Origin of the sequence: Peribacillus sp. NPDC076916 (genome assembly GCF_050269675.1) — a bacterium.
GTDB classification, from domain to species: Bacteria; Bacillota; Bacilli; order Bacillales; family DSM-1321; genus Peribacillus; species Peribacillus aracenensis.
The window spans coordinates 80,418-96,569 of sequence record NZ_JBNNIU010000013.1 but is presented as its reverse complement, the minus strand read 5'-3'; the positions used below and the strand labels follow the sequence as shown (position 1 = coordinate 96,569).

Here is a 16,152-nt window from a genome sequence, read left to right as displayed (position 1 = left end):
CATATTCCTCTATTGGTTATTATATAAGAAATTAGAATTATTTAAAGCATGAAGCATTTTTGTATAAAGCAGTTCCGATTATAAACAACCTAACCTAAGCAAGAAATAGAGAAAGGAATCAATAACAAAGAAGATTATTAATATCACAGCACGAAGACACTACGCTTATTAAAGTAACCTCCCTCTATAAACATTTATGTATCAACGGTTTGCACTACTCGGTGTATTAGGGGAATTTTTTTTCATACTACCTTTAAACAGAGTATTAAATTCTGGTTTTCATCACCAAATCGAGCGTACGCTCCGCCGGTCGTAAAAGTGTACTTTTACGAACAGTAGCAACAGTGCTATACCGTCCATTTTAGGGATTTTATACACTAAGTGTATTCCAACCTGAAAAGTCAATCTCCTCTACATTAAGGAATCGACTTCCTTTACTTCTTCTGGCTGAATGCTCCTCATTAGACATACTGTCAAATAGATGTTTAATATAATGAGACAACTTAAATATCAAATCAAATGTACAAAATGGTGATTTTTATGGGAAAAAGATAAAAAGGGTTTAAGCGAAGTATGTTTAATCCTGACAGCGGCTGCACAATTTCATGGAGCATCTCTGTCAGAGACTTGAAAAAATGTACTCTCTCTTTAGTGATTTTCCTGCCTCACCAATGTCTGCCCAGTTCTTCCGAACAGGTTCTTATACCATCTCCACAGGGGGTCACGCTTTATTTCACTGTTTCTTGCGCATCCCCTCGCTCTTTACCAATCAATCGTATCAAACTCATCAAAAAACAATACACATCTCTTTGTCTTACATAATCAAATAATTCGTTCAATCTATTTGCTGTTTCTCCTAAATAACTTTCTACTAGCCCTTCATATCTTACTGTAATCAATGGAACCATTAAATCACTGAATTAAACTGTGTGTTTATCTTTTTATTAATTATCATTTTTCACTACTTTCCTTTACTCTATCTATAATCTTTTCGATACAATAAAGAAAAATCCTTGCTTCTTATTAAACTCCTTCAGTTTAATTCTATTTTCTCACAAATACTCGATTTATTCGCAGGATATCATCACCCTTTTGAAGTTCTTGCACCAGTACCACATTATTTCCTAAACACTACTTTCTCCATGCTATTTCAGTATTTTTGTAAAAGTACTTGATAATCTTTTTGGATACGTTTTTTGGTAATGAATAAACTCAATAGAACTAGCAATCACTAAAACAGAAAAAATGATTACAAAAAGTACGGTTTTCGGCAATATATCAGGGTGCCTTTTGTATATTTGTAAATAAAATACAATAAATGACCTAAAATTACATGTATCTCGACTGAACCCCGACTAAGCGTGATTCTTTTCGAGAGCACTTAGATAAGTTCTCATTACTTGTTCCGCACGTTGAGATAATAATTCTGAGGCTTTTTCTATTGCTTCATTAAGTGACAAAGGCCCACTTACAATACTATGAACACATTGAATTCCATATTGATAAAGAGTTTCTATTCCTCCCCCTATTGAGCCAGTGAGAACAAATGTAGGAATACCCAGTTTCCAAGCTTCTTGTGCAACGCCCATAGGCGCTTTCCCCGATGCCGTCTGAAAGTCAATTTGTCCTTCTCCTGTTATAACGATATCCGTATTTTTTAGAGCTTTTCTTAATCCAGAGTACTCAATAACAATATCAATACCTCTCTTTATGTTTGATGGAAAAAATGCAATAAATGCTCCTCCAATCCCTCCTGCTGCGCCGGCTCCCGGAAAGTCATGAAGCTTAATGCCTGTTTGGTTTTCTACCAAATCAGCCCATTTATGCATACCTTTTTCAAGCAAATCAACCATCTGAGGTGTCGCCCCCTTTTGAGGACCAAACACATTAGAAGCTCCGTTAATTCCTATCAAAGGATTTTGTACATCCGAAGCTATTAAAAATTCTGATTCAATAATACGAGGATCCCAATCAATGTCGTCAATAACAGCAATCTCACTCAACCCTTTTCCGCCAAAAGCTACCGACTCACCGGACTCATTCAACAATTTCATTCCAAGAGCCTGAAGCATCCCAATTCCACCGTCATTAGTAGCACTTCCACCAATAGCTAGTATAAAATGGCGACAGCCTTCATCTAATGCTTTCTTGATTAACTCTCCTGTTCCGTATGTGGTAGTCCCCATAGGGTTTAGGTTTTCTTTTGAAATAAGACATATTCCAGATGCACTAGCCATTTCAATTACACACGTTTTCCCATTTCCAAGCCATCCATATTCAGCCTCTATCGGGATGCCTAGGGGATCTTTTACAATAGCTTTAACCTTTCTTCCGTTTGTTGCAGCTATTAAACTATCCATTGTGCCTTCTCCTCCATCAGCAAGGGGTACTAAAACCGTTTCTGTATTAGGAATAGCTTTTTTAACGCCTTTTTCTATAGCAATAGCTGCTTCAAAAGCAGACACACTTCCTTTAAAAGAATCTGGTGAAATAACAATTTTCATATTTTTATCCCTCGATTATCTACTTTTATTGTTTATGCATAAAGTGTTTTAAATTTAAAATGTTCGCTTTTAAAAGAATAGAGCAACTAAAATTTTAGTCACTCACAGAGTAATTAGTTAATAGCTTCACTATAGCTTTGTTTTTCATGATTTTTTACTGTCCAATTTTCATGGAGATTCATTAACTGATCTTTAAAAATTTGAACATCCATCACTTTTAGATCCTTTGAAATAATCGGCTTAAAATCCATTATATTCAAAATATGTTTTTCAAGATCTATTCCAGGAGCTATCTCAGTCAACATTAAACCTTCTTTTGTTAAAATGAAAACTGCTCTTTCTGTAACATACATGACATTCTTTAAATGCTCGGTAGCGAATTCACCACTAAATGTAATTTGGCTTACTTTTTCTGTGAATTTATTTATTCGTCCTTCTTGTAAAATATCGATTTTTCCATTTTCGATAGAAGCCCTTAACCCTCCTCCGGTGAAAGTTGTACAGAATACAACTTTCTTAGCAGTCTGGGTAATATCGATAAAGCCTCCGCACCCCACTGTTCTTTCCCCAAATTTTGATACATTTACATTACCCAAACAATCAATCTCAGCTGCTCCCATAAAGGTAATATCTATACCTGCACCATGATAATAATCGAATAGATATTCATGTTCTAATATGGCAGATGCATTCCTTGCTAATCCGAATTCATTTGCTCCAATTGGAACACCGCCAATTATTCCTGATTCAAGCGTTAATACTAAATCTTGATTTATCCCTTCTTCGTTCGTAATAGGGCCAATGACATCCCCAGGTATTCCAATTCCCAAGTTAACGACAGCATTTTTTGTTAATTCTTGAACTGCCCTTCTACCAATTATCTTGCGTATATCGAGCGGAATAGGTTTAAAATTCCCTGTCTGGGTCCGCAAATCACCAGAAAAGATAGGAGAGTATACTTCGCTAGGAGTTTGTCTATGCTCTGTGGCCGGATCATCAACAAGTACATAAGCATCAACAAGATAACCAGGCACTACAATATCCTTTGGGTGAAATGTTTCTTTTTTAGCTAAGTACTTAACTTGTGCAATTACCTTTCCACCGTATGCTTTAGCTGCTTGGGCTGCCGACAAGATTTCCAGTTTTAGAGGTTCCTCTTCCGTCGTAATGTTTCCATTTTCGTCAATGCTTGTTCCACGAATAAAAACATAATCAAACGGAATTGAGGAGTATAATAAAAATTCCTCCTTCTCAATGGTTATGAGTTTAACAAGGTCTTCTTTTGATTTGGTTTTCTCGTTGAACTTTCCACCATCTACCCGAGGATCAACGAACGTCCCAAGTCCAACCGGTGATATTTGTCCAGGTAGCTTATTTGCCATCGCCCGTAATAAATGGGTTAATTGGCCCTGAGGCCAGCAATAGCATACAATTTTATTTCCCTCAATTAATTTCCTCATCTTAGGAGCAAGTCCCCAGTGTCCACCGATAACCCGAGAGATGAGTCTTTCTTCTGCAATATACTCTATTCCATTTGATTTATCCGATTGTCCAGCTGTATGAAAAACAGTCAAATTGTTTGGATAACCTGTTTCTTTGAATTGTTGACCAATAGCTTGCAAAATTTTATCACATTGCCCCATCCCTCCAAAACCGACTAAAGCAATTGTGCTCCCTTCAGGAATTTCACAAGCAAGGTCCTTAGCATTTATTTGTTTAACCAACTCATTTCCCTCCTCTAAAAAAATAATCGAATCGTAACGGAGAAGTTAAACCTAATAATTATCCTCTAAATCTAGTTAAAAAATACTTTCCATTTCAATCCCTCTTCTCTACATAATAGATGGGAGCCACGTTGAGAAGAACGGAATCAAACTGATAATGAGCACATCGAGAAACAGGATTAAAACGAAAGGAATAATAGCCTTAGAAATTTGGTCAATCCTTATATTGGAAATTTTTGAAGCTACGAATAAATTAAGTCCAACCGGAGGCGTCACAAGACCAATTGCCAAATTAACTACAACAATAATTCCAAAATGGACCGGATCCATCCCTAAACTAGTAGCAACCGGCAATAAAATCGGTACGAAAATCAAAATTGCTGCAGCAGCTTCCATAAACATCCCAACAATAAGTAGGAAAACATTTACAATTATGATAAATATGTAGACATTTGTTGAAACACCAAGGAACATATCAGATACAAGATCTGGAACTTTCAATCGATTCAAAACAAAACTGAATAATCCAGCCGTTGAAATAATGATCATAGTAATAGCAGTTGTAACAGAAGATTCTCTGAATATTTTCGGAATATCCTTCCATTTAATCTCACGATAAACAAATACTCCCACTACGAATGAATAGAATACAGCGATGACCGCGGCTTCTGTTGGGGTAAAAATCCCTCCATAAATTCCACCAAGTACAATAATTGGCATTAATAATGATAAAATGGCACTTTTAAAGGCTTTACCTATATCCATTAAAGATGCTTTTTCTACTCCCATATATCCCTTTCTCTTTGAAATAATATAGGCAGAGATTAATAGGGAAATCGTAACAATTACCCCAGGTATTATTCCTGCTATAAACATATCTCCTACAGATTGTTTAGCAGAGATCCCATATAAAATAAGCGGAATGCTTGGTGGAATTATGACTCCGAGTGCACCTGATACAGCCTGGTTTGCACTGGCATAGTTTGGATCATATCCTTTAGCAATCATGGCTGGGATTAAGATCGAACCTATGGCAGCTGTTGTCGCCGCTCCTGAACCAGAGATTGCGGCAAAGAACATGGACGTGACAATAACAACCATCGCAAGACCACCTGTAATATGCCCCACTAAGCTACTTGCAAAGTTAACGAGTCTTTGCGAAATACCTCCTGTTTGCATCAAGGAACCTGCTAATATAAAGAATGGAATAGCCATTAAAGGAAACGAGTTGATAGCATTAAACATTTGCTGGGGAACAAGTTGTAAAGGAGCCAATTCTCCCATTCCCGCTACTAAAGCGGAAGAAAACCCTAAAGAAATGGCAATTGGAACACCAAGTGCAAAAAAGACCGCCAACGAAAGAAATAACAGTGCAATCATTTTATTGTTCCTCCTTGCCAATAAAATCTTCAATTAATACAGCTATTGTATTGATAAACATAAGGAGACCACCTACAGGAAGAGCTAGCATTGGCCAAAACATCGAAAGGCCTGTAGTCGGCGCAGTTTGGAATGACACCGATTGAGCTATTTCAAAGCCATTGATAAGGAGGATTACATAAAAAACGCAGGCGATAATAGACATAATCAACTTAACTGTCTTTTGTGCATTACCTTTTAATTTGCTCTGAAGAAGATCAATGGCAATGAGCGATCCTCCCTTTATTGAGTATGCAGTACCCAAAAGAACTAGCCAAATCATCAGAAAACGTGATGCTTCCTCTGAAAACGTAAGTGAATTACCTGCAACAAATCGTGCAAATACCTGCCAAAAGATAAGAATGCTCATCACGGCTAGCATTGCGAACAGTAACCATCCTACCCCTTTGTTGATGTAATCTGTTATGCGGACATACTTTCTTAAAGCATGAACCATCACCATACCTCCTTTTTTGAAAAGGGGAAGAAACTCCCCCTTTTTGCTAGTACTGAAAATTACGTACTTTATCGATTAGCTCTTCATTGATTTGTGGGGCCCATTTTTCATAGACTGGTTCTACAGCCTTTCTAAATGCATCTAGATCCGGCTGAACTAGTTCCATCCCATTTTCTTCAAGCTGTTTCAATGCCTCCTGCTCTAAGCGTTGGCTTGCTTCACGCTGAGCAGGTGTTGCCAATTTAGCCGCTTCTAAAATAGCCTTCTGTTCCTCTTTAGAAAGAGAATCAAACAATTGCTTGCTCATCATGAATGGTAGCGGTGAATAAACGTGACCTGTTAAATTTAAATAGTCTTGAACCTCATGAAAACGCACATCTAGGATTGTTGGAATCGGGTTTTCCTGACTTTCAATTACCCCTTGCTGTAATCCGGTATATACTTCAGGCCATGCCATTGGTGTCGCATCTGCCCCAAAAGCTCTCCATGTGTCAACTTGCACTTCGCTTTCTTGTGTACGGTGTTTAATCCCTTTTAAATCCTCTGGAGTTTTAACAGCTCGTACACTGTTTGTTTCATGACGCGTTCCGTTTTCCCACCAGGATAACACTTTTACATTTGCTTGCTCTTCAATCTTCTTAGCTAATTCTTCTCCAATTTCACTATCTAAAACAGCGTAAGCATGATTTACGTCTTTGAACAAATACGGTAAATCAAACATGTAAATATCTTTTACAAAACTCCCCAAAGGACCAGTCGATGCCAATCCCATGTCTATTGTATTTATTCCCATACCTTCAGTGATTTCGCGTTCCCCACCTAATTCATTGTTGTAGTGGAGCTTCACTGACAAACGACCATCTGTTAAACGCTCAAGCTCTTCTTTAAACTTTTTTAACCCTTCATCATGATGAGAACCTTCTCCTAATGGAAGACTCACATCAAATACTCTTTTTTCTCCATCAGTTTCTGTACCACCTGCTTGATTCGTTCCACATCCAGCCACTACGACCATCGATAATACAGCTGTTATGGCAAGGACCTTTCTCCACATCTTTTTCAATGAAAACTCCTCCTTTATTTGATACGCAATTTAATTAAGCAATAACAGTTTTTGATTGAAACCGCTCTCAAAAAACTGTTCCCTAAACGCCATTTTATCTTCTGAAAATATCTCAGAATCCATTTCTTTTAATTCACTGGAAATAATTGGTTCGAAATCCATCTGAGCTAAAATATCACGATTAATATCCACACCTGGAGCTATTTCAATTAACATCAATCCATCTTGTGTCAACTGAAAGACAGCTCGTTCTGTAATGTACAGAACTTCTTGATTTTTATTTTTTGAAAACTCCCCACTAAATGTAATTTGTCCGATTAATTCCTTGAATTTTCTGAATTTTCCCTCCCTAGCTATCTTAATTTTTTTATCTTTAATAACTACTTCACACCCTCCAGCTGTAAAAGTGGAGCAGAAGACTACCTTCCTAGCATTTTGCGTAATATCAATAAAGCCACCGCATCCTACTGTCTTTGAACCGAATTTACTTACATTCGCATTTCCTTGAAAGTCAACCTCTGCAGTCCCCATATATGTGATATCTACACCACGACCAGTGTAATAATCAAATTGATATGGATGTTCAATAATTGCTTCAGCGTTTCTCGTAATTCCGAAATCTGTTCCACCTAGTGGTTGTCCGCCAATCGCTCCTGATTCGACTGTTAAATTAATATCTCCTAATATTCCTTCTTCTTCTGAAACAGGTCCAACAGTATCACCTGGGATACCTGTCCCAAGGTTCACTATTGCACCTGGGAATAATTCTTTTACGGCACGTCGGCCAATAATTTTCCTAATATCCAATGGAAGAGCATCGATTTCTTCAAGAGGTTCTTTTAGCCATCCACTGAAGACTGGATTGTAATGAGAACATGCTGTCTGTCGGTGATCTTGTAAAGGATCCTCAGCTAGAAGAATATCGTCTACGTAAATACCAGGAATTACTACATCTTTTGAAGAAAGGGTTCCCCGTTTCACATAATTTTTCACTTGAATAATCACTTTTCCACCATATCGTTTTGTTGCTTGCGCTATAGAAAGCGCTTCTAACTTTAGCGCCTCTTCCTCCATAGTTACATTTCCAAATTCATCTGCGGTTGTTCCTCGAATAACACACAAGTCAATTGGTACTTCTTTATAAAAAAGATACTCCTCCCCTTGAATACTAATTAAGTCTACATAACTATCATTTTGTTTTGCTTTTTCATTAATTCGTCCTCCCTCAATCCGCGGATCAACAAATGTTCCAATGCCGACTTTAGAGAAATTCCCTGGTTTTCCTCCAGCCATAGCACGAAAAAGGTGAGTTAACTGTCCCTGTGGTAGACAGTGAGCTTCTACCTCATTATTATTAATAAGCTCTCCCCATTTAGGTGCTAGTCCCCAATGTGAACCTATAATCTTTGAAACAAGCCCTTTATATGCTAAACGCTCTATTCCGTTTTTCCGATCACTATGACCAGCAGCATGAATAACCGTTAAGTTATTAGGATAACCCTTTTTTAGAAAACTTTCTTCTAGTTCTTTTAAAAATGTTTCGCAAGCACCCATAAGCGTAAAGCCACACAATGCTAGCGTACTTTCATTTTTAATGGAAGAAACTATTGTTTGAGCATTTGTTTTTTTATTCAATATGTCCTCTCCTCTTTTTTATTATCTTTCAACCAATTGTTCAATTTTTTCGCCTTTCTCGCTATAATTATAAAAGCCTCTTCCTGTTTTTCTTCCTAGGTTTCCTGATTCGACCAATTTTTTCAACAAAGGTGCTGGTCTATATTTTGAATCGCTAAACCCCTCATATAAACCTTCCATAGTTGCTAATAGAACATCAAGTCCGACAAAATCAGCTAAAGCAATAGGTCCCATTCGATGATTCGCTCCGAATTTCATTGCATCATCAATATCTTCAGGAGTTGTCCCTTCCATAACACAATAAATAGCTTCGTTAACCATAGGGATTAACAATCTATTTACTAAAAATCCTGGGTAATCTTTACACGTTACTGCGTTTTTGTTAATTTCTTTAATAAATCTCTTAGCAGTTTCAAACGTTTCTGGTGAGGTAATAATAGAAGGTATGACTTCCACTAGTTTCATCAATGGAGCTGGATAAAAGAAGTGTAACCCAATGACCTTATCTGGCCATTTCGTTGAGGCACCAATTGCAGCGATAGATAACCCAGAAGTATTAGAAGCTAAAATAGTATTCGGATTAACAATGCTATCAAGCTGTTTGAAAACTTTTTTCTTTGTTTCTAAAATTTCCGGGACCGCTTCAATAACTAAGTCTGAATTGATAATGTCCATTATTTCTACCGTGGCATTTATTTTCCCCATCGTCTCTTCTACAAAATCATTTGCTAATTTTTCTTTTTCAGCTTTTCGCTCAAGGTTATTCTGAATTCTTACCATAGCATTTTCTAATTGTTTACCATTTACTTCGACTAATGTTACACTTTTTCCGGATTCCGCGATTACTTGCGCAATACCGGACCCCATTAACCCTCCACCAATCACTGATACCTTATTTATTTCTGGCATAATACACCTCCCAATTTCTATGTATTTTATAGAACCATTCCTCCGCCAACATTAATCACTTCACCGTTAATATAAGAAGCTTGTTCTGAAGCTAAAAAGGCAATGCAATTTGCTACATCTTCCGGTTTTCCCGCTCTACCTGCTGGAATTTTCGAAACCATTAAGTCCCACACTTTTTCGGGAACACCCCTTGTCATGTCCGTATCAATAAAACCAGGACAAATTGCATTAACTGTAACATTTTTCTTTCCTAACTCTCTTGCAGCAGTTTTTGTAATCCCTACCACACCAGCTTTAGCAGCAGCATAATTTGCTTGTCCCACATTCCCAAGCCAACTCGCTGAAGAAATATTGATAATTCTGCCTGCCGCTTGTTCACGCATAATACCACTGGCAGGTTGCATTGTGTTAAAAACGCCTGTTAAATTAACACCAATAACCGCATCCCATTGCTCATGATCCATTTTGTGCAACATGCTATCACGGTTAATACCAGCATTGTTCACAAGAATATCTAGCTTTCCATGTTTTTCAACTGTTTGGTTAATAAGAGTATTTGCTTCTTCTTTATTTGCCACATTACAAATATAAGATTCTGCACTTCCACCTTGCTCCATTATTCCAGCAACTGTGCTTTCTGCTCCATCATTGTTCATGTCAGTAATTACAACATGTGCCCCTAAGCTGGCGAGTTTATTGGCAATTCCTTGTCCTAATCCTCTTGCAGCTCCGGTTACAATTGCTACTTTTCCTGTCAAATTAATCATAATATTTCCTCCCACTATAAGTATTGTTTCTCTTATTTACTCCCGTTTTGTCTTTTAGACTAAAGAACAATTAGAATGGTATTTGAATTTTTAAAAAAATATGTGATTCATAGGTTATAAATGTATAGAGGAAATAGTATTCTTCCTTTATACTCAAAAAAAATGATTGCATATGGATTTCCTCATTTGCCTTTGGGATTTACCATTTACCCTCCCATATTACACTGGGTTTATGCCCTTACTTCGTTCTAGCTCTCAAGGGCTTGGAGGCCGATTTTTCTCTTTTTCGGAATCTATGCCCTAATGGAAAGTGAATTTCGGCTTCCCCGTGCTTTAATTGTCTTGAATTCCCTCGATTAATTAAGAGTAATAAGAGAATACTATAAAATTTCATGCCGCTATTTCTAACTCGATTGATTTTATATGCATCGAAGCAAGCACATCTTTAGGGTTATACCAGATCTTCTTTGGATCAGATGGAATATTATGACCCGAATTATACTAATTCAAATAAAGTTGCAATCCCTTGGCCCCCACCAATACACATTGTGGAAACCCCCCGTTTTAGACCTCTTCTTTTTAACTCTTCTAATAATTTCACAGTAATAATTCCCCCTGATGCTCCAATTGGATGACCCAAAGCAATTGCTCCACCATTCACGTTTACCTTTTCTTTTTCAATTCCAAGGTCTTTTAATACAGCGACAGATTGGGCAGCAAAGGCTTCATTCAACTCCATTAAGTCAATGTTATTTAAATTTAAATTTGCTTTTTCTAACAGTCTTTTTACAGCAGGTGCTGGCGCAAACCCCATAATTTCTGGTTCAACTCCTGCTAAAGCTTGCTCACGGACATAGGCAATAGGCTCCAAGCCAAGTTTTTCTGCTTTATCGCTTGTCATCAATATTAAGGCTGCTGCACCGTTATTAATTCCGGAAGAGTTTCCAGGTGTTACAGTACCACCCTCTTTGAAAGCTGGTTTCAATTTTGATAGTTTTTCTAGTGTTGTTCCCCTTCTTGGGTGCTCATCTGTATCAAAAATTGTCACTTCTCCACGTCTACCGGTTACTTCTACTGGAACGATCTGCTCTTTAAAGTAACCTTTATCAATAGCTTCAATTGCTTTTATTTGACTTTCATAAGCAAATTGATCTTGCTCTTCACGAGTAACATTATAGCGTTCTGCAACAACCTCCGCTGTTACTCCCATTGGGTACTTTCCAAACGGATCAGTAAGAGCGGTTAACAATCCATCTTCTAATTCCGAATGACCGAATTTGTATCCGTAGCGGCCTTTACGTATATAGTAAGGAAGTTGATCCATATTTTCTGTTCCACCCGCTACGACCACCTCAGCATTACCTGTTTGAATTTGTTGTACGGCACTGTTAATAGCCTGAAGGCCCGAGCCACATAAACGATTCACAGTATAAGCATTACTGCTAGCGGGAATACCCGCGCGAATAGCACACATTCTGGCAATGAAAGCACTTTCAGCTACTTGACCCACACACCCTACTATTACTTCATCTATAAGGTCGTTACTGATACCTGCACGATTAATTGCTTCTTTAATAGCCACTGCACCTAAATCTGCAGCATGAATATCTTTAATAGCGCCCCCCATTGTTCCAACTGCTGTTCGTGCATAACTCACAATGACGACTTCTTTCATTTACTATCACCTTTCCTTTCATTTTTAATCGATTGGCAACTTTTTCTAATAATTACTTTAGGTTCAAGCAAGTGTTTCTGATTTTCAATCCCGTCTTTATTGGTTAGTGAAGCGATTAAAATTTCACAGCCCATTTTTCCAATTTCATATGTCTGTGCATCAACTGTTGTTAATGGAATAAGGAAGTCTTCTGAGAAAGAGATATTATCTGACCCAATGACTGATATATCTTGAGGAATTTTATATCCTTTATCCAATAATGCTTTTATAGTTCCAAAAGCCATAATGTCACTCGCAGCAAAAATAGCTGTCGGTAAATCATCACTTTCAATTAATTGTTGAATGCCTTGGTAAGCGCTATCAATTCCATAATCACTCATGATAATGCGATTATTTTTCAGTTTAATCCCATGTTTAGTAAGTGTGTCTTTATAACCTTTTTCGCGCTCCCAGCTATTTAATCGATCACCTCCAATAAATGCAATATCTTCATGACCCATATTAATTAGAAATTCAGTCGCTAATTCTCCAACTTTATAGCTGTTGATACGTACTAGGTTTCCCTTGTATTTTTGCGGTGCACGGTTAATTAGAATATGAGGAACTCCCTCTTGTTCAAGTAATTGAATGCTTTTTGAATTTTCTTTATCAATTGTAGCTAATACAATTCCATCCACTCCATGATCCACCATCGATTGAACTAATTCATACTCTTTTTGAGGATTATCACCAGAGGTGCACAACATTAAATTGTATTTATTTGCAAGAGCAACATCTTCTACTCCCTTAAACATTAGTGGATAAAAAGGATTAGTGATTTCTGTAACTATTACTCCAATAAGATATGTTTCTTTCTTTTTTAAACTTCTTGCTATTTTATTTGGACGATATTCCAACTCCTTTATAGCAATTTCTACTCTTTCCTTTAACTCATCACTCACAAATTTATTACTATTAATGACTGCTGATACTGTAGCTATAGAGACCTTTGCTTTTTTTGCTACGTCTTTTATTGTAACCATATATCCTACCTCCGGCGAAACGTTTAGCTGAAAAACTAAAACAGCACAAACCATCTTTCTTCAAAGAAAAACGTTTAGCTAAACGTTTAGTTGATTTAAATATTATAAAACATTCTAAATATTGTCAACACATTTTGGTGAGTTCATATAAAAATACAAACTTTTATTGAATAGCTAGTAAAATTCAAATTTCAAGTGTAAGTCACTTACATCCATCGGTTAAATAACCAAGTTGTTTTATGTGGGGTTTTTTAGGAAATAACCAAAAAACTACTTACGGGGTAGCGTCACATGCCCATCAAGCTAAGGCACATCATTAATCTATATGATTAAAATAATAGATTTAGATGACCTTGAATTAGAGAAGAAGAGGTACATGCAAAAACCAATACTCAACAAGTTATATTAATCTTTACTTTTTAATCAACATTTTTGTGAGAATCTCAAACAACTCTTGCTAAATAAGAATAATGAGTATTTAGCTATTTATGGATGAAGATTATTGTCTATATTCTAACGAGGTTTATTTTAAAATAAACAAAATCTATAATATTTTTATCGACAATAGCTCGGGTACCTTCAACATTTTGATATAACTCCAATCTAAGAAAAAAATGGGAATATTTTCGATCTGGTAGAAGATAATAGGCCTTATTCTAACCCTAATTTCTTAACCGCGAGCACATAGGATGAACAATTAAAGCCTCCTATGGCTATAGAACTCAGATTTCTATCTTCCAAAAACATATAGTTTCGTACATAATCATTGAATCCATGTGTTGTAGCTTCCAAATCGGTAGAGGACCCCCAAAAATGAATCAAGTTCGTGGATTCACCTACTTTTCTATTTTTTCAATTAGTGCATCTGCTTCATTGTTCACCTACGAAAAAGGTTGAGCTAGCAAGCCTTCGATAAGAACGCTAGAATGTGTTCGACATCCATCAAATAACCCCAATACTAGCGTTCCATTCCCTTTTGTCTTTTCCTCTTGTTTTTATTCTTCTGTTCAAGTTCATCTTCTCTCCATTTTCGATCAGCTTCACGGATGGCACTCTCAAGAATAGAAAAGAAATCGGAACCATCATAAGACAAGAAGTTTGAATTATGATTTGATTTCGGACCGAAAGTGGTGGAACGCTCAAGTTGGAAGTCCTCTTCTTCACCAACAGACTGGACATCAAATGCACTTTTAAGTTGATTCATTCGTTCTTGGCCAATTTCATCTGAATATCGCATGCACTCATAATAGAACATATGTTTATAAGATTGATTATCCGTTTGGAAATCTGGATACCTCTTATTTAAGAGCTCAATAGATTGATTTTGTTTATATGAATTCATATGACCGTTACTAATTTGATAAAAAGAGAAAATAATTTCTATTTGTTCATCTTTAGAGTATTTTCTTGGTGGGTTTGAAAAATCCTCAGGCGTAATGTTTGTCCCATAGTACTCTTCTGCCATGACAAAGAATTCCTTTTGTTCAATCGATAAATAATTACGTCCATCCCAATTCGGATACATAGCGTGAAGTTGTTGGTCATAAAGCTGCCCCAACAGGCCTAATGCTTTGTTCAAATTCTCTTTTTGTTTTAATAAAAACTGCATTTGACTTAACTCTTTTTCAGAAGCATTTTTGATTGTTGACCCATCAGCAAAATTAACCCCATTTTTCAAACGCAAATCCTCGAACTGCTTTTCTGCACGTTGTATTTCTTTTTGTACGGAAAAAACAAACTGTGGTCTATTATTCAGTAGGTCATATAAGTCCTTTTCGGTTTGTTTTTTCTCTAAATCAAGTATAACTTTTTCAATTTCATGGCTACTTAACCCTTTATTCTGGGTAACCGTCGTTTCAACCACTTCAATTTTTTGTTCTTTAGAAAGCTCCTCAATATTTAAGTGCGGGTAATACTTTTCTAAAAACCTATTGGCCTCTTTTCCCAAAATATTTTCAGCTTGATCTAACATGTCTGTTTCTCTTTCAATCCGGTTCATTTTTTTAAATGTATCAACGGAATCCTGTCTAAAATCTAGTCGGGCATGCCATTTATCCAACTGGTTCCTTCTAGTGTTGATGTTTTCGAAATTGACAAAAAGTCGTAAGGATTTGGCTGTCTCACGTAATTGTTTTTTCTCTAAAGGAGTGAAGCGGCGAACAAACTTCTCTGTTCTTTCTTTTATCTGTTTTTCTTTCTTCACTTCTGACAGTTCGATGATAATTTTGTTGTACTCTTTACGCTCCATATTTATCCGAATTCTTTCAGATTCTTTCCCTTCATTTTGCAATTGCCTTGCAACAACTCCTTCATGAATGGTCGGGAGTGTTTCAAGCCCTTGAACTTTATTCGATAAATGTGTGATCCTTTCAGGAAAACCATTTTTCTCTAAGAATTGATTTGCATAAGTCGCCCACTGCTCTCTCCAGTAAACAAGCTTTTCTTTGGTATTCCAATCAGTTGTATGTATGGCTTTTATTTGTTGTTTTCCATTAATGATTTCTTTAATCTTAACTTGTTTATTTCCCCATGTTCCCTCTTCATTAAAAGGTCGAATGGTTAACATGATATGAAAGTGTGGATTTTCTTCATTATCTCTATGGATCGCTAAATCTGCGACCATGCCATCCTTCACAAAAACCTCATTACAAAATTTAATGGCTAATTGTTCTTGCTCTTCATGAGATAGTTCCTTTGGTAAGGCTACATTCATTTCACGGGCCAGTTGTGCATTCCATTGTCTTTCTACTTTCTCCACTTCATTCCATAATTGCTGACGATCATATACCCATTTAGGTGCATGACTAGGCGCAAGAATATGAGTAATCGGTTCCACTTGTCTTTTATAGAACTTGGACTCATTGGTTCTTTCATCTACCAATCGCTCACCAGACCGATATGCAGCTGCAGCAATGGTATTTTGTTGCTTTTTTCTTGAAATAATCTGATTGGAGAAATGGTAGATGGCCACGGTTCA

General features: G+C 36.7%; 11 protein-coding genes. All 11 read right to left on the bottom strand.

Annotated features, from left to right (window positions below; all coding sequences use genetic code 11):
* Positions 1–1,355 precede the first annotated feature (1,355 nt).
* The 11 genes from ACQKFG_RS23985 to mobQ all read right to left on the bottom strand — a co-directional run bounded on the left by ACQKFG_RS23985 (position 1,356) and on the right by mobQ (position 16,146).
* Positions 1,356–2,504 (bottom strand): glycerate kinase, encoded by a 1,149-nt coding sequence (locus tag ACQKFG_RS23985; protein ID WP_427563506.1) that lies wholly within the window; start codon positions 2,502–2,504, stop codon positions 1,356–1,358.
* 113 nt (positions 2,505–2,617) lie between these two features.
* Positions 2,618–4,228 carry an acyl CoA:acetate/3-ketoacid CoA transferase gene (locus ACQKFG_RS23980; protein WP_427563504.1) on the bottom strand — a complete coding sequence of 537 codons (1,611 nt, stop codon included), beginning with the start codon at positions 4,226–4,228 and terminating at the stop codon, positions 2,618–2,620.
* 108 nt (positions 4,229–4,336) lie between these two features.
* Entirely contained in the window at positions 4,337–5,608 is a 1,272-nt protein-coding gene (locus ACQKFG_RS23975) for a TRAP transporter large permease (protein WP_427563502.1), read from the bottom strand.
* Position 5,609: 1 nt separating this feature from the next.
* Positions 5,610–6,104, bottom strand: a complete 495-nt coding sequence (locus tag ACQKFG_RS23970) for a TRAP transporter small permease (protein ID WP_427563500.1) — start codon at positions 6,102–6,104, stop codon at positions 5,610–5,612.
* 46 nt (positions 6,105–6,150) lie between these two features.
* Positions 6,151–7,158: a TRAP transporter substrate-binding protein gene (locus ACQKFG_RS23965; protein WP_427563542.1), complete on the bottom strand. Its 1,008-nt coding sequence runs from the start codon at positions 7,156–7,158 to the stop codon at positions 6,151–6,153.
* Positions 7,159–7,197: 39 nt separating this feature from the next.
* Positions 7,198–8,802: an acyl CoA:acetate/3-ketoacid CoA transferase gene (locus tag ACQKFG_RS23960; protein ID WP_427563498.1), complete on the bottom strand. Its 1,605-nt coding sequence runs from the start codon at positions 8,800–8,802 to the stop codon at positions 7,198–7,200.
* A gap of 21 nt (positions 8,803–8,823) precedes the next feature.
* Entirely contained in the window at positions 8,824–9,711 is an 888-nt protein-coding gene (locus tag ACQKFG_RS23955; RefSeq protein WP_427563496.1) for a 3-hydroxyacyl-CoA dehydrogenase family protein, read from the bottom strand.
* A gap of 26 nt (positions 9,712–9,737) precedes the next feature.
* Positions 9,738–10,478: a 3-oxoacyl-ACP reductase FabG gene (fabG, locus tag ACQKFG_RS23950; RefSeq protein ID WP_427563494.1), complete on the bottom strand. Its 741-nt coding sequence runs from the start codon at positions 10,476–10,478 to the stop codon at positions 9,738–9,740.
* Positions 10,479–10,974: 496 nt separating this feature from the next.
* On the bottom strand, positions 10,975–12,153 hold the full coding sequence (locus tag ACQKFG_RS23945; protein WP_427563492.1) for a thiolase family protein: 1,179 nt from the start codon (positions 12,151–12,153) through the stop codon (positions 10,975–10,977).
* Complete coding sequence (locus ACQKFG_RS23940) at positions 12,150–13,175, bottom strand: LacI family DNA-binding transcriptional regulator (RefSeq protein ID WP_427563490.1); 1,026 nt, start codon at positions 13,173–13,175, stop codon at positions 12,150–12,152. The genes ACQKFG_RS23945 and ACQKFG_RS23940 overlap by 4 nt, the downstream gene beginning before the upstream one ends.
* Before the next feature lie 958 nt (positions 13,176–14,133).
* Positions 14,134–16,146, bottom strand: coding sequence for a MobQ family relaxase (gene mobQ / locus ACQKFG_RS23935; RefSeq protein ID WP_427563488.1), 2,013 nt, complete (start codon positions 16,144–16,146; stop codon positions 14,134–14,136).
* Positions 16,147–16,152 lie beyond the last annotated feature (6 nt).

Excerpts from the sequence above, each read along its gene's own strand:
- ACQKFG_RS23985 (WP_427563506.1), bottom strand. The coding sequence starts at position 2,504 with ATGAAAATTGTTATTTCACCAGATTCTTTTAAAGGAAGTGTGTCTGCT.
- ACQKFG_RS23975 (WP_427563502.1), bottom strand. The coding sequence starts at position 5,608 with ATGATTGCACTGTTATTTCTTTCGTTGGCGGTCTTTTTTGCACTTGGT.
- ACQKFG_RS23970 (WP_427563500.1), bottom strand. The coding sequence starts at position 6,104 with ATGGTTCATGCTTTAAGAAAGTATGTCCGCATAACAGATTACATCAAC.
- ACQKFG_RS23965 (WP_427563542.1), bottom strand. The coding sequence starts at position 7,158 with ATGTGGAGAAAGGTCCTTGCCATAACAGCTGTATTATCGATGGTCGTA.
- ACQKFG_RS23955 (WP_427563496.1), bottom strand. The coding sequence starts at position 9,711 with ATGCCAGAAATAAATAAGGTATCAGTGATTGGTGGAGGGTTAATGGGG.
- fabG (WP_427563494.1), bottom strand. The coding sequence starts at position 10,478 with ATGATTAATTTGACAGGAAAAGTAGCAATTGTAACCGGAGCTGCAAGA.
- ACQKFG_RS23945 (WP_427563492.1), bottom strand. The coding sequence starts at position 12,153 with ATGAAAGAAGTCGTCATTGTGAGTTATGCACGAACAGCAGTTGGAACA.
- ACQKFG_RS23940 (WP_427563490.1), bottom strand. The coding sequence starts at position 13,175 with ATGGTTACAATAAAAGACGTAGCAAAAAAAGCAAAGGTCTCTATAGCT.